Origin of the sequence: Rosistilla oblonga (assembly GCF_007751715.1) — a bacterium.
Lineage (GTDB): Bacteria > Planctomycetota > Planctomycetia > Pirellulales > Pirellulaceae > Rosistilla > Rosistilla oblonga.
The window spans coordinates 258,604-277,071 of sequence record NZ_CP036292.1; the positions used below are offsets into that span (position 1 = coordinate 258,604).

An 18,468-nucleotide genomic window follows, 5' to 3' on the forward strand; every position below is an offset into this window, starting at 1 on the left:
GATGCGGGGAACTGCTGAGCTGCTCGATTCGTCCGTCGGCGTGGAAGTAACTCAGCAAACTCGACGCCTCGCGATTGTCCTTTACTGGAATAGCACACGAGGCGTCCGCTGAGTGAACCGCCACCCTGCCAACCGATTCGACAGAAAGCGATCGACCCAACGAAAGACCACCGACCGACAGTCATGAAGCGAACCTACTACAGCCTCTACGACCGACTGCTTGATCGCCGAGCTTTGGCTCGCGCGTTCGAGAAAGTCCGACGTGCCAAGGGTGCACCTGGCATCGACGGGCAAGCGATCGATGCGTTTGAAGCTGATTTACTGGGGGAGCTGACGCGGTTGGTGAGCGAACTGCGGAGCAAGACTTACCGGCCCAGTGCGGTCCGCCGAGTTTCGATTCCGAAACCGGAAGGCGGCCAGCGGCATCTTGGCATCCCAACAGTTCGCGACCGAGTCGTCCAGCAAGCGTTGCTGGACATCCTGCAGCCGATCTTTGATCCTGACTTTCATCCATCAAGCTACGGTTACCGACCGGGCCGCAGTTGCCAACAGGCGGTTGCCAAAGCAACGATGTTCATCCGGCGATATGGTCTCGACCAAGTCGTCGATATGGATCTCTCGAAATGCTTTGACCGGTTGGATCACGGCTTGATTCTCTCGTCGATCCGTCGTCGGGTGACCGATGGCAGCATTTTGAATCTGATCAAAATGTTTTTGACCAGCGGAGTGATGAACGAAGGTGTCTGGGATGCGACGGAGCTTGGCAGCCCGCAAGGCGGTGTTGTCAGTCCCCTGATCGCCAATATTTACCTGGATGCTTTCGATCAGGAGATGATGCGTCGTGGTTACCGAATCGTTCGGTACGCCGACGACATTCTGATCCTGTGTCGGAGCAAGCGATCGGCGGCTCATGCGATGAGCGTTGCAGTGGAGATTCTGGAAGGTGATTTGAAGTTGACCGTCAATCGCGATAAGACGCACCTGACTTCAGCCTGTGAGGGTGTGAAGTTCTTGGGCGTCGTGATCGGCAGCATGCACACTCGCATTGCTGCCGAGAAAGTCGCGGCCTTCAAGGCGAAGGTCAAAGTGATCACTCGCAAGAACAGCCCGGTGAACTTGGAGAAGGTCATTGCTGACCTGAATCCGGTGCTTCGTGGCTGGGGCAGCTACTTCCGGATGGCGAACTGCAAAGGTCTGTATCGCGAGTTGGCTAGATGGATTCGGCGACGATTACGGGCCAAGCAACTCGCGTTGTGGAAGAAACCGACGCGTCTGATTCGCCGCTTGCGGCAGGTCGGCGTTCGTGGTGACCTCCAGAAGATGCGAATGACCGCGTGGCGTACGTCGCGTAGTTCTTACGCCAGTATGGCCATCAGCAATGGCTTCCTGGCGGAACTTGGCCTGTTTGACTTGACCGAATTGGAGACCGGAGTCCTTCCTGGATTAACCTAGGCAAGTAAAACAGGAGCCGTATACGGACCCGTACGTACGGTTCTGTGAGAGGGCTGAGTCAGCGGTCGCTCCGCTGGCTCACCCTACTCGATTGTAGCTTGATCCGCGTCGATGCCTCGCTCGATGCCTGCTCCGCGCAACCACCGCACCTCCGCTGCGGCTTTCGGCTTTCGTGCGGGCGTGGCGGGCGTGGCGGGCGTGGCGGGCGAAGTGCCGGATCTCACGCGAGCCGCATCGATCGACTTCTCGGATTGCCTCTGCAATCCAATCCCACGATTCGCCGCTGCTGTGCGGCTGTGGACTGTTCTGCGCGACCGCTCTCTTTGCGTCCGATCGAATTCACGCTGCGCCGCGGTAGCGCGGGAGGCTGTTTCGGGGACTGTAGGGACTCAAAAAACAGGCTCTTGCTGTCGTGGGAATGCCATCGCCGGGGGCGGCACGGTATCTGTCTGACGTCTGTCGCGGCTGTGCTTAAGTTTGTGACTTCCGATGCTCAAGCTCTGGGCATATCGCCCTTGAGAGGTAAGGGCGAGAAGGGGCGTGAAGAAAAAAAAGGAACGCTTTGGGACGGCGTTTTGCAGTGAATCGGAGGTCAAATTGCGAGTGGTCAAAAGTCTTTGGCATAGCCGTTGCAATAAGCACACCTCCAGCTGACCTAGCACCGATCCGGTCGAGACCACAATGGCCCGGGCAAACAACGGATCGAGGCAAGGAGCGATCAGCAAACACTGTTTAGGCGGCTGAGCGTTTCTGCCGTTCCTCGCGTTAGTCAAAAGTCCTCAGAAAACAGAAGAGAATCATTCATGTTACAGGTTGGAAGAATTCCGGGATGGTCGCTTGCGATCATCGCTATCGGGTTGTTGGGGGTGAGTCTGTCACTTACGTCGGTTGCATTTGCGCAGGATGCGGAACCGGCGACCACGGAAGCCACTGAGGCTGCCGGCGTAAGTGACGCTCCGCCCGTCGAAGAAGAGGTAGTGGTTGAAGAAGAAGTCGAAGCGGGTTCGGAAGTTGGTTACGCGTTGGACAACGCGATCTTGTTCTTATGTGCTGTTTTGGTTTTGTTCATGCAAGCTGGCTTCGCGATGGTCGAAGTTGGTTTGAACGCTGCCAAGAACACGATCAACATCCTCTACAAGAACGTGATGGACCTTTCGGTCGGTGCGTTGTTGTTCTTTGTGATCGGCTTCGGATTGATGTATCCGGGCAGCTACAAAGAAGATCCCAACCCTTATTTCGACTTTGGTGGCGTGGGAATCTACGCTGCTAGCGAAGGTCAAACCTTCAGCCCCGATGTCGATTGGTTCTTCCAAGCCGTCTTTGCTGCGACCGCTGCGACGATCGTTTCGGGTGCTGTCGCCGGCCGGATGCAATTCAAGGCTTATTTGATCTACAGTGCGATCCTGACCGGGATCATCTATCCAATCAGCGGCTACTGGAAATGGGGCGGCGGATGGTTGACCCAATTCGATGGCGGATTGGCTTTCCAAGACTTCGCCGGATCGGCAGTTGTCCACGCTTGTGGCGGTTTCGCTGGCTTGGCTGGTGCGATCATCTTGGGCCCACGCCTGGGACGTTTCGCGAGCGACGGAAAATCGGTTCCAATGCCCGGTCACAACATCGCTTTCGCAGCCCTGGGTGTCTTCATCCTGTGGGTTGGATGGTACGGATTTAACCCTGGCAGCCAATTGGCATTCCAATCGGCAGCCGACATCGACGCGACCACTTTTATCGCCGTCAACACAACCCTTTCGGCAGCCGCTGGTGTTGTCGCTGCAACGGTCGTCAGCTGGATCATGTTCGGCAAACCCGATCTTTCGATGAGCCTTAACGGTGCTTTGGGTGGATTGGTTGGCATCACCGCTAACTGCGATTGCTTCAGCAACACGTGGGCGATCGTTATCGGTGGCGTCTCGGGTGTGATTGTTGTCGCCGCGATCGTCGCTTTGGACAAATTGAAGATCGACGATCCCGTCGGTGCCTTCCCCGTACACGGTGCTTGTGGAGTCTGGGGCTGCTTGGCCATCGGATTCCTGCCAAACACTCACTTGGACGGTGGAGCGACAAACTTCATGGTGCAGTTGATCGGTACCGCCGCGATCTGTGCATGGGCGTTTGTCACGATGATGGTCCTGTTCCTGATCCTCAAAGCTGTTGGTGTTCTGCGTTGCTCGGCTGAAGAAGAGACCGCTGGCTTGGATATCTCCGAGCACGGTATGCACGCTTACCCAGCAGAAAGCTTGGCTCCAGCAGCCGGCTAATGTTCGCTCAAGAGTGGCTGTGAGCTAGCCTGGCTCGCGGACGCTATTTGAATCTTCTCGGCTCTTGCCTGGGCCAGAGGATACCCCAATGGCTCGCGGTGGATGTCCGCCTCATCCACCCGAGCCGGGGTTTTTACTTCTCTTTGCACCGACCGATTCCAGTCGGTGCCTCGATCGCAAACACGAGCGATCGACTCGCGATGCAGCCGGTTGTTGCCCCTTCCAAGATCAAGCCTAGTTGTCACGGCGTGTGATCGTTGGCTAGATTCATCGCAGTCTCTCACTCCTTTCGATCGCGCCGATCCACCGGAAAGCCCCGTCTGATGAAACTGATCATTGCCATTATCCAGCCCGACAAACTGGAAGCGGTCAAGAAAGCGCTGACCGAGGTCGAAGTCTTCCGCTTGACGGTTGTCGATTGCCAAGGCTTCGGCCGCCAGAAAGGTCAAACCGGCGTCTATCGCGGCCACGAGTTCTCCGTCACGCTGCTCCGCAAAGTCCAGCTGCAGATCGCCGTCAACGACGAGTTTGTGCAGCCGACAGTCGATGCGATCCTCTCCGGCGGTCGAACCGGCGAAGAGGGGCAGATCGGCGACGGCAAAGTCTTCGTCTTGCCAATGGACGATTGCGTGCGAATCCGCACAGGCGAACGAGGCACCGAAGCGATCTAAAGCGGGTTTGCGACGATCCCGAAGCACGCGATGATCCCGTGCGAGACGTTCCCGCAGGGACCGCAGACGGTAGCCGGAGGTCGTCGCGCAGCGGCGCCCTCCGGATGACGCGGCCCAAACGCTCGCGAAAATCCCGGAGGGATTGCAGATCGATGTGCGACCCCGTCGGGGGCGGTGTGCGATAACACGATTCGTACCGTGTTCGATCCCGTCGGGATCTTGGGGGGCGACTCGCACGGTTCGGCTGAAGCCTCCACTCCAGCTGTTCGCTACGCTCAAACCACCGGCTACCGTGTTCGATCCCGTCGGGATCTTGCGGACGACTCGCGCGGTTCGGCTGAAGCCTCGACTCCAGCGCTCGCTACGCTGGGTCGTAGCCTTGGCTGCCGATGCCGCGTCCCTTGGGCATGAACTTGCACAGACCGATGCCGAGGAAGTAGAGCAGGATCAGGGGGACCATCAGGGCGATCATGCTGTAGATGTCCGCAGGGGTCAGAATCATCGAGAGGACTGCGATCACCAGTACCGCGATCCGCCAGCTGGAGATGTAAGCTTCGGTTGCGAACAGCCCGATCCGCTGCAGGAACAGCATCACCAACGGCAGCTGGAACGCGATTCCAAAGCCCAGTGGCAGCAGCAGCACAAAGTTCACGTAGTTGCTGAGCCGCGGCACCAGGTCGACGTTAAGCGTGGCGTTAAACGTCAAAAGGAAGTCGAGGACATACTGCAGCACCAGGAAGAAAGCTAACACGACGCCCGAAACGAATAGCACGACGCTGAAGGGCATGTAGATGTAAACGTATTTGCGTTCGTGTTCGTACAGTCCCGCCGCGACGAAATTCCAGATGTGGAAGAAGATTCCAGGGCTGCCGATAATCGCACCGATCACCAGGCCTGCTTTCAGCCAGATCATGAACGGCTCTTCCATTTGGAACGAGCTGAGGCCCGCTCCGGCCGACCGCCAGATCGTGACAGGTTTTAGATTCTTTTCGGGGTTCTCGAAGACGGCGTCGGGGACCTGAGCATCGATCGTTGTCAACGAACCGCCAGTCGCCTCGGTGGCTTTGGCTTCCGTCTCGCCGGCAGTCGGTTTGGCTGGCTCCGCCGACGGTTTGGCGCCGGTTGGCTTGGGCTTGGCCGCTGGCTTCGCTTCGTCGTCCGGCTTTGCGGCAGGTTCTTTCTCGCTCTTTTTCGCTGTATCCGCTTTTGCAGCGGCTGCCGGTTTCGGCTTGGCAGCGGCGGCAGCTTTCGCCTTTTGTTCGTTCTCTTGGCGTTGGGCTTCCTCCTGCTCGACAGCTTTCTCGTCGACCATGTAGATAGTCTCGTAGATCATCCCCTTTTCGATCAGCCATCTCTTCATCGGCTGAGCATCGGCGGCGTGGGGATCGATGTCCATCTTGTAGAGCGTCTGGTCGGCCATGAAACGCGTGATCGCACCCTCCAGCGGCACCTGCACAAACTGGACGACTCGATCGGCGAAATAGAGTCCGATGGCGAGGCCAAAGGCGAGCCAGACCGCCGCTTTGAGCAGCGATTTGCGGAGTTCTTCGAGATGTTCGCCGAACGTCATCGTCGAACCCTCGAACAGATCGTCTTTGGGCGCTTTGGCGGTATTCAGTGCGTTTTGTGCTTTGGCTTGATTCACGGTTCTATCAAACAACTGAAAGGGAATGGATGGAAGGAGGTCGGTGGCATGTGGGGCGCCAGCGTCGCGATTTCATCGAATGCAGTCCCAGCGTACCGGGAGCTTTATCGTGTGGAATCAGCGGAAACGACTCGCCTGTTGGGCAACTGCGTCGCGGTAAACGCGAGCGAATTGGGTGGCCATGGGATCTCTCTGCCGTGGATGAATGAGACGATTTTTAGCCACGGCGAAAGCAAACAAATCAACCAGATTGGGACTGTTTGGACCGCGAGAATTTGGGGGAGCCTTTCCAGGTGTTTGAAACCGGTTATCCACACAGGCCTTGCCGTTGGCTGAGCCGCGTGGATCGGAAAGCCTTTTCAGTCTAGTTGATTCCCTCCACAAAGCAATACAATAGCGACGCCGATTGTTCTCTGGTGCGAAGCGATCGCTTCGCTTCGACAGTTTTCGGCTGCTCCCACTCGTTCTCCCTTTTCACCCCGGCGCCACCGATGCAAGCTCCGCTCCGCTTCCAACCCCTGTTTCGCGAATACATCTGGGGGGCGCGTCGGTTGGGGAGTGTGTTGGGCAAGCCGATTGGCGATGCTCCGCGGTACGCCGAGAGCTGGGAGATCGTCGACCACGGCGAGGATCAAAGCATCGTCGCCGACGGGCCGCTGGCCGGCCAATCGCTCTCGGATCTGCTCCGCACTTCCGCCGCCGATCTGCTGGGGGCCGAACTGGCCTGCGACCGCTTTCCGCTGCTGCTGAAATACCTCGACTGCGACCGCGTCCTGTCGGTCCAAGTCCATCCCGACGACGCCTACGCGCAAAAGATGACGCCCCCCGATCTGGGCAAGACCGAAGCCTGGTACATCATCGCGGCCGATCCGGGCAGTCTGATCTACGCCGGGCTCAAGGCTGGCGTGGGGCCCGATGAGCTTCGCGCCGCGTGCGCCGCCGGTCGCACCGAAGATGTTCTGCACACCTTGCAGCCATCGGCTGGCGATTGCGTCTTCATCCCCGCCGGGACGGTCCACGCGTTGGGGAGCGGTTTGTTGGTCGCCGAAATCCAGCAGTCGAGCGATACGACGTTTCGGCTGTTCGACTGGAACCGCGTCGACGATGCGGGGAACAGCCGCCCGCTGCACGTCAGCCAAGCGATCGAAGTGACCGATTACGGTCGCGGGCCTGTCGAGTTTCAAAAGCCGCAATCGCTGCCGACCGGCGGCCAGCGATTGGTCGGCTGCGATAAGTTTTTCCTCGATCGCTACTGCGGCGGTTCGCAACACGAAGTCGGCGGCGACGGGCGGTTCCGGATCCTGACAGTCGTCACCGGGGGGGCGTCTGTCGCTTGGGGGGATGGGCAGTCGATGCCTCTTCCGCTGGGCCAGACCGTTCTGTTGCCCGCGTCGCTGGGCCAGGTGCAGCTGTTGGGAGGCGACGCCGATACCGTCGTCCTCTGCATGGGAATGCCGTAACGCACGCGGGGACCCTCGACTTGGGTGGGACGCCTGGCATTAAATTGTGCGGCGTGTAGCGGTCCTCTGCCGCCGGGATCTGTTGTTGCAGAAGCGGCCGACGGCGTGCCGATCCCTAACACCAGTCATGACGCTTTGCTAGCAAGTGAAGTTGCCATTGGCGGGCGGTAGCTGAAAAACCTATGCTCCCACCCCTCCCCCTCTCCATCAGTTACTGGCAAAAGGCACATCCCATGCGATATTCCCTCGCGATCATCGCTGCGATTGGCTTCGTTTCGGTTGGCTGCCGCGGGTATAGGACGCCGTTCAACACGTCCCCCGGCACGACACAACAGCAACGATTTGAAGCGGTCGCACACGATCCTTACCCCGAAAACGACTTGGGGCCTGCAGTTGTCGGCGGTCGCCCGCGGGACTATCAGAAACCGATTGCCGAACCGGTCCGCGATAAGATGTACAGCGAGAAACGCTCCTGGTTTTCCAATTGATCCGCCTCGGCAGTGCTCCGGTCCGACCGGTCACAGCCCTCTCAATCGGTCGATCGCAGGGAAAAGTAGGACGATAAGGGCAGCTTGTATACGCCCGTACCCTACTCTAATGATCAGGGTTTACGTTATCGTTGATGTTTGAATCGTCCGCTACAACATCAAGCGGGACCGATCAGTGTTTCAGTTTGAGGTATCAGCCGGCACGCGCTAGCGTCCGGTTCTCCGGACAACCGGACGCTAGCGCGTGGCGGCTGATTTGCGCAGAGACAAATTACTGATTGGCCCTGCATCATCAAGTCGAGCCAGATGCCCAACCCGCCCCGCAAAAAGAAGAGCCCTCAAACGAAAGTCGCCAGCGAATCCGAGACCTCCATGGTGCGGCTGCAGCGCGTGTTGGCATCGGCCGGATTTGGCAGCCGGCGGAAGTGTGAGGAGTTGATCACCGAGGGGCGTGTCGATATCGACGGCCAACCCGTCATCGAACTCGGGACCCGCGTCGATCCGCGCGCGTCGAAGATCCGCGTCGACGGCGTTTCGATCAGGCCGGCCAAACTTGTCTACTTCGCGCTCAACAAACCTGTCGGGATCGTCACGACGAATCGCGATCCGCAAGGCCGCCCGCGGGTGATCGATCTGATCAACGAACACCAACGCGTCTTTCCCGTCGGTCGATTGGATCGCAACAGCGAAGGTCTGATCTTGATGACCAACGATGGCGACCTTTCGGAAATGCTCGCCCACCCGCGGCATGGCGTTCGGAAGACCTATCAGGTGACGGTGGCGGGACTGGTTCAAGCCGAGACGCTCAAGCAGATGCGCGAAGGCGTCCACTTCCACGAGGGACGGTTCCAAGTCGAGGGTGTCAGCATCAAGCGGACCCGCGGCAAAGCGACCGAGTTGGAGATTGTGCTTCGCGAAGGGAAGAACCGCGAAATCCGCCGGATCCTGGCTCGGTTGGGACATAAAGTCGTCCAGCTGAAGCGGACAGCGATCGGAACATTAAAGCTGGGCGATCTGCCGACCGGCGCCTATCGGCCGCTGAACAGTCGCGAAGTCAAGAAGCTGCGCGATGAAGTCGTTGCGTCGCAAGCGGCTGCCGAAGCCGAACAACCGCCGCGTCCTCGCAAGGGCGGAGCGCGAAAGGGTGTCGCTCGAAAAACCGGCCCCGCGACCGGAAGACCTACTGCCGGCCGACCCGCTGCGGGCAAGCCGTCAGCTGGCGGCAAGATGGGAGCTGGCCGAGGGAAGGGCGTCGGGCGATCGGCCCAAGCCAAGCCGGCTGGCCGACGACCCGGATCAAGCGATATCATTATTTCGTCCGAATCGACCGGCGGCTTGGGCGGGACCGTGATCGGAGCTCCCGAACTGGCAGCTCCTCCGGCGAAGCCCAAGCGTCCTGCGGCGGGCCGTCGCGGGACCAAGAAGGGTGCAACGCGTGGCGGTGCCGCAGCCCGCGGTAAACGCAAACGCCGATAGGCAGACGAACACGCCGCGGGGCATATGAACACGCCGATAGGCCAGAAAAGGCGTTGGATCTTTCCGGCCGTGGCAAAGCTTTCGTTCGGCGGACGATCTCCGCCGCCGCAGCGTCTCCGATTGGATCGCTGCTTCGCAACATCTCTGTTGGCGACGGAGGTGTATCCCACCCAGCAACTGCATCATTACTCGCGAGGATCGCTCGATGACCAGCCCGCTCCATGCTCAACACTACGCCGACTGTGCTGCTTCGCTTCGAGCGGTTGTGACCGCGTCGGACCTGATCGCCGAAAAGACCTACCGCCTGCGGTTGCACGCTCCCGAGATCGCCAGCCAGATCGTGCCGGGGCAATTTGTCATGATCCGCTTGGACGGATTCAACGATCCGTTGATCGGTCGCGCTCTGGCGGTCTACCGCGTCGTCGCTAATGGCGATCAACCGCCCGAGGAGTTGGAGGTCGTCTACATCGCCAAGGGCAAGCTGACGACTCGTCTGGCTCGCATCCAAATCGGCCAGCATATCGGCATCTGGGGACCGCTGGGCAATGGCTTTCCCACAGTCGAGTGCGAGCATCTGATCATGGCGGCCGGTGGAATCGGGCAGACTCCGTTTCTGGCGTTGGGATCCGAAGCCTTGGGCCGCGAATCGTTTCCGGGGCGGACCAGCGGTTACGCCGGTCGAGCGACATTGTTGTACGGAGTTCGCAGCGCGAGCCTCGCCGCTGGCTTGGACGACTTTGCCGCCGCCGGGATCGATCTGGATCTCTGCACCGATGACGGCAGTCTTGGGACGCAGGCGTTGGTCCCCGATCGCTTGGCAACCTTGTTGGCCGCGCCCGATCGCGCTGCGTCGACGCGCGTCGTCTGCTGTGGTCCCGAAATCATGATGCAGCGAGTGGCCGAGGTTTGCGCTGCGGCGGGCGTTCCCTGCACCGTCTCGTTGGAAACTCCGATGGCTTGTGGGATCGGGATCTGTTTCTCGTGTGTCGCCAAAGTTCGGCAGGCCGATGGCGAATGGGACTACAAGCGAACCTGCGTCGAAGGGCCGGTCTTCGACGCTGCTAGCGTTGTCTGGTGATCCACCAGGCTGGGGTGACTTTAGCGATTCTTTTCCGAATTCCAAAATTTCTGCCAACGGTCGCTGTTTCGTAAGTGACCGCGCCGCAACAGGTTGCGGATTGCAAGAGCGATTACCGCAGCGCAACTTGCACTTGCTCCAGTTGCTGCTCTGCAGCACTATCCCGACTTCGTTCGACCTCACCCGCGCCGTGAACCTGGCAGCATGGATGCTTGCATTGGGGTTCACTTAGGCTCGTTTGATAGCCGTCCATGGAGGGACTTTGGCAATGCACATGTTGTGCTATTTATTGCTCGCCGCTGGCGTTTCCGGCAGCAGCGATTCGGTTCTCGTCGAGTTCACACAGCCCGGTTGTCACGCTTGTGTCACGATGGAACCGGTGGTTGGCCAATTGCAGCGCGAAGGCGTTGCGATCCGCCGCGTCGACGCCGCTCGCGAAAGTCATCTCGTTCAACGCTATCGCGTTACCAGTTTCCCAACCTATCTTGTCCTTTCCGGCGGCCGCGAGATCGCTCGCCTGCAGGGGACGCAACCGATCCAAACGCTGCGGCAAGCACTTGCCAACCGCCAGGGCCAGCGGATCCGTGACACCGGAGCTCGGAACGTTCAACCGGAAGTTCCGCAGACACCGTTGTCCGCCGTTGCGGCGAGTCCTGTTTCTCAGGCGATCCCCGGCGAAGCGATGCCCAGCATCGATCTGGCACAAGCGGTCGAACGCGCTCAAGCCGCAACGGTTCGGATTCGAGTTCGCGAACAGGGAGCGGTAGGTGTCGCGACCGGAACGATTATCGACACACATGGAGAAGAGGCGTTGGTGCTGACCTGCGGCCACGTCTTCCGCGATTCGCAAGGCAAGGCACCGATCGAGGTCGAGCTGTTCATTCAAGGACAGATCCACACCGTGCCGGGGCAATTGATCGACTACGAAGCGAAGACCCGCGACATCGCCTTGGTCTCGATCAAGCCGGGCTTTCCGGTTCAGCCGGTTCCTGTGATCTCGAAGGATCAACTGCCGACATCGGGGACCGCCGCGTTCAGCTTTGGCTGCGATCGCGGAGCCGATCCAACTCGCCGCGACACGCGGATCACCGCTGTCAACAAATACAACCAACACCTGGGTGCATCAAATCTGGAGATCGCCGGCGCCCCGACGATCGGCCGCAGCGGCGGTGGGCTGTTCGATCACCAGGGCCGAATCGTTGGCGTCTGCAACGCCGCCGATTTTGAAGATGACATCGGCATCTATGCCGGTCCGGGGACGATCCAGTGGCAACTCGACCGCGTCAACCTCGCCTCGCTCTATCAGCCTCGCGCTGCAGTCGCCGCGGCAACGCCTCGTTCGAACGTTCCCGCACCGCCCACGCGTTTAGCCGCCGTCACATCGCCAGCCGCATCCGCTCCCGCGGCACAGATCGCCTCCAATCAAGAAGTGATCGTGATCCTTCGAGACAAGAACCGTCCCGACAACCCAACCAAAATCAAAACCTTCGACCAGCCGACACCCGACATGCTAAAGCTGCTCGGCCTGACTCGGTAACAACACGATCGCTTACCAGCACGAAGCGCAAGCGAGTGGTTTTCACGGCACCAGCGATTGGAGTTCGAGATCACTCGCTTGCGCGTCGTGCTAGTATGTTTGCCCCGGTTGCTGACCTTCTGCAGGGCGACTCACACTCCCATACCAGCACGAAGCGCAAGCGAGTGAACCCCACCGCACCGACGCTTGGCTTTCGATCACTCGCTAGCGCTTCGTGCTAGTATGTCGATCGTTAGGGTGCCGCTGATGCCGGGGCGGAGGAGCCATTGGGGCTGGCCGTTGGCGGCGGGAAGCTTGCGGTTGTCGGTCGCTGTCCAGACAAGGTAGTTGCCGTCCAGATCGACTTCCGGACTGCATCGCGTAATCGTCAGATTGTCCATCACGATCGGTTGCTCGCCGGCGATCTGGAATGTCGCTGATGCTTTCATGCCGATGATCCGATGCGGCGCGATGTCTCGCAGATTCACGATCGCTTGGACCGTCAAGCGATCCATGCGCAGGATCCGCACCACAGGATCGCCTTGGCGACACCATTCCGATTGGAATCGGAACTGTTTGACGATCGTGCCGGCGAAGGGCGAGACGCTGCTACGCTGTTCCAAGTCGATCTCCGCAACCGATAGTTCCGCTTCGGCGACCTGCCGAGCGTAGAGGTCCTCGCGCCGCGCGGCCTCTGCGATTTTCAGCTCCGCCGCACTGCGATCCTTGTTGCTGGCCGCACGGTAGCGCTCCAGGTAGGGGACGCGGCCGACTTCATCCAGCAGTTCGGTCTCTTTTGTATTCTTCGCCAGTTCGATTTCGGCGGCGCGGATGTTCCATTGGTTCTCCGCTTTGATGGTCGCTTGGTCGAGTTCCGCTCTTGCGACTTCCAGCCGCGCCTTGGATTCGACATCCCCAAGTTGAAACAGCAACTGTCCGGCGGCGACGTCTTCGCCGGTGCGCGCATGCAGCGTGGTCAGCAGTCCGTCCCGCTCGGCGGCCAAATCGACTTGGTCCAGAATCATCAATAGACAGTCGGTTTCGACGCCCGACGGTTGCGAGCGATCTTGCCCGTGACTGGTCGAACCGACGAGCAGTGCGATCGCGATCAGGAGGTGAAGTGGAGCGATAGGTTTCATGAGATTAGACATATTTGAACCAGATTCTCTTGGCCCAGTCGAAGAATTCGTAGAGTTTGCAGTAACCGATCGAACTCCGCCCGACGTGAATGTGGGCGATGACTTCGGTCCCCGGGCGGGTGCGGACTTCGGAATCGGCGGGCTGTTTCCCGATGTCGACGTAGACGCGGATGATGTTCCCTTGATCTTCGTCGACGTCGGCGCTGCGAGCGATCTCGCGGATCGTTCCCTCGCGGACCAGGGTGGGATGCGAGGCGAGAACATACGACGTCTTCAAAGAGCCTGTGTCAGCGTCGTCGTTTTCGGCAGCGTTGGTTGCTGTCGGTTGTTCGTCGATCACATCGCGAAGGTATCCGCTGCGTTTATCGGCCAGCTTCAGTTCCAATTCCCAGGGGCCCTTGGGATCGGCGATCGTTAATAATTTCTGCCCCGGTTGAACCGGACGCGCTGTCAGGCGTTGCGGCATGTCCCAGGTGACGATCTGGCCGTCGGCGGGGCTGGTGATCTGCAATTGAGCCTGCTTTTCGAGCAGCAGGTCGTATTGGTCTTGGATCTTGCCGAGGCTCGCTTCAAATCCGGCGCACTGGCGGACATTGGTCTGCCGTTGTTCGTCGTCTTTGAAGTCGCCGAGCAGTCGCTGCAAGCGGCATGTTTTCAGCTTCTGCCGCGTTTCGCGGAGCTTCCCTTCGACGTCGGCGATCTCGGCCGAGAGAGCCGGATTGGAGAGGGTCAGGAGAACTTGGCCCTGTTGGACCCATTGGCCGTCGCTGACAAGCAATTGGTCGACCACGCCTTCGGTCTGCGCGTAGACCTTGCTGCGCTGCGTCGGTTGCACGATTCCTTCGCATCGCAGTTTGAAGTCGGCCGGGACGAGGCTGAGGGCGGCGATGATCGCGACCAGCAACAGCGTGATCCCGATCGCTTTGTTGCGGTGGTGTCCGCGGAACAGGTTGGTGAAGTGTCCCAGTTCTTTCCAGACCGGCATCAGGAACAGACTGTTGTGGCGGCGGGCGTTGGCGACCGCGTTGACGACTGGCAGTTCGACAGCTTGCCACATCGGCAGGATCTCATCGCGGCACAACGGCCGCTGCAGACCTTCGATCGCAAGGACGCCCACGACGTCGCCGGGGCTCGCGTCGCGATCGCGAACGATGGCGGCGAGGTCGTCGGGATCGTTGGATGGTTCCCGTTTTTGGATCAGCGGGATGAAGGCGACCGATTGCGCATCGGTCGCTTCGTAATAGATGTCCAGCAGTCGCGTCAATTCGGGCGGCAGGTCGGAGGCTTGCTCGGGAGACCAGATCGCCAGCCGCGCGGTGGCTGATCGCGTGGCGAGCCGCTGGATTGCGACAACCGATTCGCTCCGCCGGTCGAAGACCTGTTGATTGCTGATCGCCCGCACGACACAACTCTGCCCGCGAAAGATCGACAGACTGATTCGCCCCTCGCCAAAAAATGCGTGCAGTTCGTTGACGACGTCAAACGCGACTTCGGTCTCGTGCAGGCTGCGGCCGACAATTTCGGCAACTCGCATCGCTCGGGCCTGCAATTCTGGCGGCTGCACCATGCGAGCGATTGGGGCTGGGCTGGCGACTTCGGCAATCGCCCGTTCGGTTGGTTCAGGTTCTGGTGGCGATGTGTCCGTTTCGAGATCCGTAGGATGCGTCGCAGGAATCGGGTCCTCAATCGGTTCGACTTGCGCGGCCGCATCGGGTTCATCGACGGTTTCCTCCGGGGCAGCGACTTCCTGCGAAGCGCTCTCCTGTTCTGTCGCTTCGTCGGGCGAGCTTGCTTCGTCGCTCGGAGGATTCTCTTGGCTTGCCGTTGCTGCGATGGCGGCTAGCGGTGCGGCGGTATCGAGAATTTTTGTGGAGGGTACCGTGTCGGGTTCGGCTGGCGCGATCGAGCGTTCGAGTTGGGTCTGCACTTGTTGCAGGTCGGCCAGAGTCCAGTGGCTTGTTTCGGGAAGGCGGCTGGGTTGGAACAATTCGACGACCGCTAGCGTCTGTTGTTCGCGGCGGATTGGAAAGACGAGTTGGCGGTGGAACAGAACCAGTTCGCGAATCGGGGCGTCGTCGATATCGTGCGGCGGCGCGTCGGGCGATTCATGATCGCCGCGGCTGTCGAATGCGGGGGATGATTCGGGAGTGATGAAGATGTCGGCCTGTCCCGCCGCGTAGACTCGTTCGGCGTTGGCGACGATGTCGGCGGTGAAATCGGAGTCGGGGGAAGCGTCGGCCAGTTCGACACCGTGGCTTGCCTGCCAGCGAAATCCGCCTCCTTCGGGACTCCACACGATCGCCGCTGTGGCGCTGCTAGCGTCGCACAGTTTGGGCAACCGCTGGGCGATCGAGGCCAGCGGATCGTCGGGCTGTACCGGTGCCGCAGCGATCGCCGACAGCAGTCGCGACAGGTCGGTTGGGTGATCGGAATGCATGCTAGTGTCGGCGGACATCGGTCGTGCAAGGCATCGGTTAAGTGGTTCGTCTGCGGGCAAGCTCGCGCGGAGATGCCGTTTGCGAATCGGCGTACTGGGCAGCGAGAAGCGGTCGGAGAACGATCGCATCGTCGCAGGAAACCGTGGCTGAACCCTCTCGGGCTGGAGGATCGGGAGTCGCGGAACGCTATCTCAAGTCTAGTTTGGCCACAGCGAACGTGCGGGTTTCGGTTGTCGATGTGTGGCAAGATAGGGTGGTTTGTGTTGATTTTGCCAGCATTTGGCGGTCAGCCGGCGGGTTGGCGGGACGTGGTGGGGAATCGGGCGATTTCGATTGGCTGCCGAGGATCGGTGCGACCGATCTAATCGTTATATTCGGCGCAGGCTGCCCGATGGTTAGGCTTTCCGCACATTTGACGAGGCGATGGACTCACCCCGCCCACCATTTCGAACCGCTAGCATTTCGCTATGTTGCGTCGTAGCTGTCTGCTGCGCCGTCGCGCGGGCCGACGATTTGGGCCTCGACGGGCCGCTGATCACGCCTCGCAGCCTGTATCGCAACAATCCAACCCGCTCGATCGACAAGGGATCGCCGCCGCCGAGAGACCATCGGTTTAGCGTCGAGTCGGGGTTGGTGAAGATGCCACGAGGCGAATCTGTGGCGGTGAGCGAGCCGGACGGCGCAGAGCCTTCGCCGCCGACGGCAACGGCTCCGCTGTCACAGCCGAATCTTTCTGCGCCTTTGCCGCGTGTTGATTCGCCTCCGCCAGTGGTCCGCGAACCGCAGGTAGCTCAGCAGGCGAGCGGTCGCGCGCGAGGGCCGGTCGTCGAGCGGTCGCAGAGTCGCGAGCCGGCTCAATCGCCAGCCCAAGCGGATGTGCGGACCGACGCGTTGCCGCAGTTGTCGACTTTGTATTTTCCCGTGATGCAACGCGTTGTCGCTGCTGAAACGCCAGCGATCGAGACTCAAAGCCCGCCCGAAGAACCGGGGCAGGGATCGCTTCGGCGGACGTTGTCGATCGACCCGACGCTGCAGTTGAGTGCTCCGGCGCTAGAGCCCACGGCGCCGATTCCGCTGGCAAAAGATCCGCTGCTGGCCGATCCGAACTTCGACGCTCAGCGGTTCTCGATTACTCAGATCATCAAAAACGCAAAGTCGACATCGATCCTGACCGATCGACCGGCGGTGATGTTGTCGGTCAACGATCTGTTGGCGAGGGCGTTGTTCCATTCGAAGACCGTCAAAATCTTGCGGATCCAACCTGTCGAAGACCGGCAGGTGGTCGATCAGGAATTTGGTCAGTTCGATTGGGCCGCGTTCTTCGAGAATCGGTTGGTTCACAATAACACGCCTGTGAACCAATTGAATCAAGCGGGCGTCGGTCAGTTGCTTATTCAGGGAGATGATCTGCAATTTCAAACTGGAATGCGAAAGCAGACGACGACCGGTGGGCAGTTCGAAGTCCGTGAATCGATCCGGTTTTTGGATGACAATTCCGGGCGATTGCAGCCATCGGATCAGGCGATCTCGGCGCTGAGTCTCGTCTATTCGCAGGAGTTGTTGCGCGACGGCGGCCGCGACGTGGTGCTGAGTCAAGCGTTGGTCGCCAGTTACCAGGCGGACCAATCGCAAGCCGAGTCGGTGGCGTTAATCAGCAGCCGATTGCAGGAGGTGCTGAATCAGTACTGGACGCTGTTCGAAAACCGCGGCAACTATTTCGTTCAGCTAGCTCTGACTCGATGGGCTCATGAGACGCTGATGCAGTTGGAGTCGCGGCGTCGGATCGATGCTCAGGAGAATTCGATCGAACAGGCGCGAGCACTGTTGCTGGAGGCGAAGGCGGATCTTGTCGACGCGGAGGTACAGGTCCGAATCGCCCAAGATAAGTTGTTCCGGTTGGTCAACGATCCGGCGCTGGATCCCGAGCACGTGGAGATCATCACGACGCATCCGCCGCTGATTGGAAGCGTCTTGTTTGAGCCACGCAGCGAGCTGTCGGCGGCGCTACAAAATCGGGGTGAGATCTACGAGCGGATCGCGGCGATCAGCGAGGCGGCGGTCCAGCATCACGTATCGTTGAATCAGTTGTTACCGCGATTGACGGTTTCGTTGGAATCATCGCTGAACGGGATCGAGGGGCAGCGGAAGTTGTTTGCTGCCAAGGCGAACAGCGTCGATACGTCGCCAACGATCGAAGCGAATTTCAACTTGGAATTCTTCCTGAGCAATCGGGCCGCGCGGGCGACAAACCGGCAGACTCAGTTGGCGTTGCGGCGGTTGCAGTTGGAATACGAAGACACGATCGAACAGGTGCGGCTGGACGTTTCCGAATCGATCCGCACATTAAACGCGTCGGCCGACGTGTTGGATCTGCGCAGCCGCACGTTGCAGGCGAGGCGAACCGAGTTGGACTATTTGAGGTTGCGACGCGATGTGATCCCGCAGGCCGATGCGTCGGTGAGTCTATTGATGGAACAGTTTTTCCAAGCGTTGTCGCGATTGGTTGCGTCGCAGCAGAGTTATTTGCAAGCGGTCGGGAACCAGCAGCGGGCGTTGGCCGATCTGCAGCGAGCCAAGGGGATGTTGATCCACAGCAGCGATGTCGCCGGCGATGCATTTGTCCCGGTGCCCACGATTCCACAGGCGCTTAAGGGCCAGTTGCGAGATAAGGCGGAGCTGCGGTCGGATATCGATCGGTCGGTTGTCCAGCCGGGGATTCAGCGGCGTTGGCAGCCGCAAGCGACGCTTCGGAATCCGGCGGTGTCGTCGCGCTAAAGAGGCTCGCGGCGAATCGCTTCGCAGCAGTGCAGGGTAGGGCAGCGGCGGGAAACCACTGTTCTTATT

The 18,468-nt window shown here is 59.9% G+C and carries 12 protein-coding genes; 9 read left to right on the forward strand and 3 right to left on the reverse strand.

From position 1 onward, the window contains the following. Nucleotides 1-183 precede the first annotated feature (183 nt). The 3 genes from ltrA (at nucleotide 184) to CA51_RS00860 (ending at nucleotide 4,384) form a co-directional block, all read left to right on the forward strand. Nucleotides 184-1,452 carry a group II intron reverse transcriptase/maturase gene (gene ltrA, locus CA51_RS00850; RefSeq protein WP_145117258.1) on the forward strand — a complete coding sequence of 423 codons (1,269 nt, stop codon included), beginning with the start codon at nucleotides 184-186 and terminating at the stop codon, nucleotides 1,450-1,452. An 803-nt stretch (nucleotides 1,453-2,255) separates the two neighbouring features. After that, complete coding sequence (locus CA51_RS00855) at nucleotides 2,256-3,713, forward strand: ammonium transporter (protein ID WP_231745920.1); 1,458 nt, start codon at nucleotides 2,256-2,258, stop codon at nucleotides 3,711-3,713. Between the two features lie 323 nt (nucleotides 3,714-4,036). After that, nucleotides 4,037-4,384 (forward strand): P-II family nitrogen regulator, encoded by a 348-nt coding sequence (locus CA51_RS00860; protein ID WP_145117259.1) that lies wholly within the window; start codon nucleotides 4,037-4,039, stop codon nucleotides 4,382-4,384. A gap of 361 nt (nucleotides 4,385-4,745) precedes the next feature. On the opposite strand, the gene tatC is transcribed toward CA51_RS00860, so the two are convergent. After that, nucleotides 4,746-6,029 (reverse strand): twin-arginine translocase subunit TatC, encoded by a 1,284-nt coding sequence (tatC, locus tag CA51_RS00865; protein ID WP_231745921.1) that lies wholly within the window; start codon nucleotides 6,027-6,029, stop codon nucleotides 4,746-4,748. Nucleotides 6,030-6,520: 491 nt separating this feature from the next. On the opposite strand from tatC, the gene CA51_RS00870 reads away from it, so the two are divergent. The 5 genes from CA51_RS00870 to CA51_RS00890 all read left to right on the forward strand — a co-directional run bounded on the left by CA51_RS00870 (nucleotide 6,521) and on the right by CA51_RS00890 (nucleotide 12,068). After that, nucleotides 6,521-7,489 (forward strand): type I phosphomannose isomerase catalytic subunit, encoded by a 969-nt coding sequence (locus CA51_RS00870; protein ID WP_145117260.1) that lies wholly within the window; start codon nucleotides 6,521-6,523, stop codon nucleotides 7,487-7,489. Between the two features lie 233 nt (nucleotides 7,490-7,722). Further along, entirely contained in the window at nucleotides 7,723-7,977 is a 255-nt protein-coding gene (locus CA51_RS00875) for a membrane or secreted protein (protein WP_145117261.1), read from the forward strand. Nucleotides 7,978-8,283: 306 nt separating this feature from the next. Further along, entirely contained in the window at nucleotides 8,284-9,453 is a 1,170-nt protein-coding gene (locus CA51_RS00880) for a pseudouridine synthase (RefSeq protein ID WP_145117262.1), read from the forward strand. A 205-nt stretch (nucleotides 9,454-9,658) separates the two neighbouring features. Next, nucleotides 9,659-10,531, forward strand: a complete 873-nt coding sequence (locus CA51_RS00885; protein ID WP_145117263.1) for a dihydroorotate dehydrogenase electron transfer subunit — start codon at nucleotides 9,659-9,661, stop codon at nucleotides 10,529-10,531. 268 nt (nucleotides 10,532-10,799) lie between these two features. Continuing rightward, nucleotides 10,800-12,068, forward strand: coding sequence for a trypsin-like peptidase domain-containing protein (locus CA51_RS00890; RefSeq protein WP_145117264.1), 1,269 nt, complete (start codon nucleotides 10,800-10,802; stop codon nucleotides 12,066-12,068). A gap of 197 nt (nucleotides 12,069-12,265) precedes the next feature. Here CA51_RS00890 and CA51_RS00895 read toward each other — a convergent pair whose 3' ends face one another. Both CA51_RS00895 and CA51_RS00900 read right to left on the reverse strand, forming a co-directional pair. Further along, nucleotides 12,266-13,186, reverse strand: a complete 921-nt coding sequence (locus tag CA51_RS00895) for an efflux RND transporter periplasmic adaptor subunit (RefSeq protein WP_197451500.1) — start codon at nucleotides 13,184-13,186, stop codon at nucleotides 12,266-12,268. Nucleotides 13,187-13,190: 4 nt separating this feature from the next. Beyond that, nucleotides 13,191-15,641 (reverse strand): HlyD family efflux transporter periplasmic adaptor subunit, encoded by a 2,451-nt coding sequence (locus CA51_RS00900; RefSeq protein WP_197451501.1) that lies wholly within the window; start codon nucleotides 15,639-15,641, stop codon nucleotides 13,191-13,193. Between the two features lie 724 nt (nucleotides 15,642-16,365). Between CA51_RS00900 and CA51_RS00905 the strand changes: the two genes are divergently transcribed. Further along, nucleotides 16,366-18,399 carry a TolC family protein gene (locus CA51_RS00905; RefSeq protein ID WP_145117267.1) on the forward strand — a complete coding sequence of 678 codons (2,034 nt, stop codon included), beginning with the start codon at nucleotides 16,366-16,368 and terminating at the stop codon, nucleotides 18,397-18,399. Nucleotides 18,400-18,468: the final 69 nt, after the last annotated feature.

Coding starts and splice junctions, on each gene's coding strand:
- ltrA (WP_145117258.1), top strand. CDS start 184: ATGAAGCGAACCTACTACAGCCTCTACGACCGACTGCTTGATCGCCGA.
- CA51_RS00855 (WP_231745920.1), top strand. CDS start 2,256: ATGTTACAGGTTGGAAGAATTCCGGGATGGTCGCTTGCGATCATCGCT.
- CA51_RS00860 (WP_145117259.1), top strand. CDS start 4,037: ATGAAACTGATCATTGCCATTATCCAGCCCGACAAACTGGAAGCGGTC.
- CA51_RS00870 (WP_145117260.1), top strand. CDS start 6,521: ATGCAAGCTCCGCTCCGCTTCCAACCCCTGTTTCGCGAATACATCTGG.
- CA51_RS00875 (WP_145117261.1), top strand. CDS start 7,723: ATGCGATATTCCCTCGCGATCATCGCTGCGATTGGCTTCGTTTCGGTT.
- CA51_RS00880 (WP_145117262.1), top strand. CDS start 8,284: ATGCCCAACCCGCCCCGCAAAAAGAAGAGCCCTCAAACGAAAGTCGCC.
- CA51_RS00885 (WP_145117263.1), top strand. CDS start 9,659: ATGACCAGCCCGCTCCATGCTCAACACTACGCCGACTGTGCTGCTTCG.
- CA51_RS00890 (WP_145117264.1), top strand. CDS start 10,800: ATGCACATGTTGTGCTATTTATTGCTCGCCGCTGGCGTTTCCGGCAGC.
- CA51_RS00895 (WP_197451500.1), bottom strand. CDS start 13,186: ATGAAACCTATCGCTCCACTTCACCTCCTGATCGCGATCGCACTGCTC.
- CA51_RS00900 (WP_197451501.1), bottom strand. CDS start 15,641: ATGTCCGCCGACACTAGCATGCATTCCGATCACCCAACCGACCTGTCG.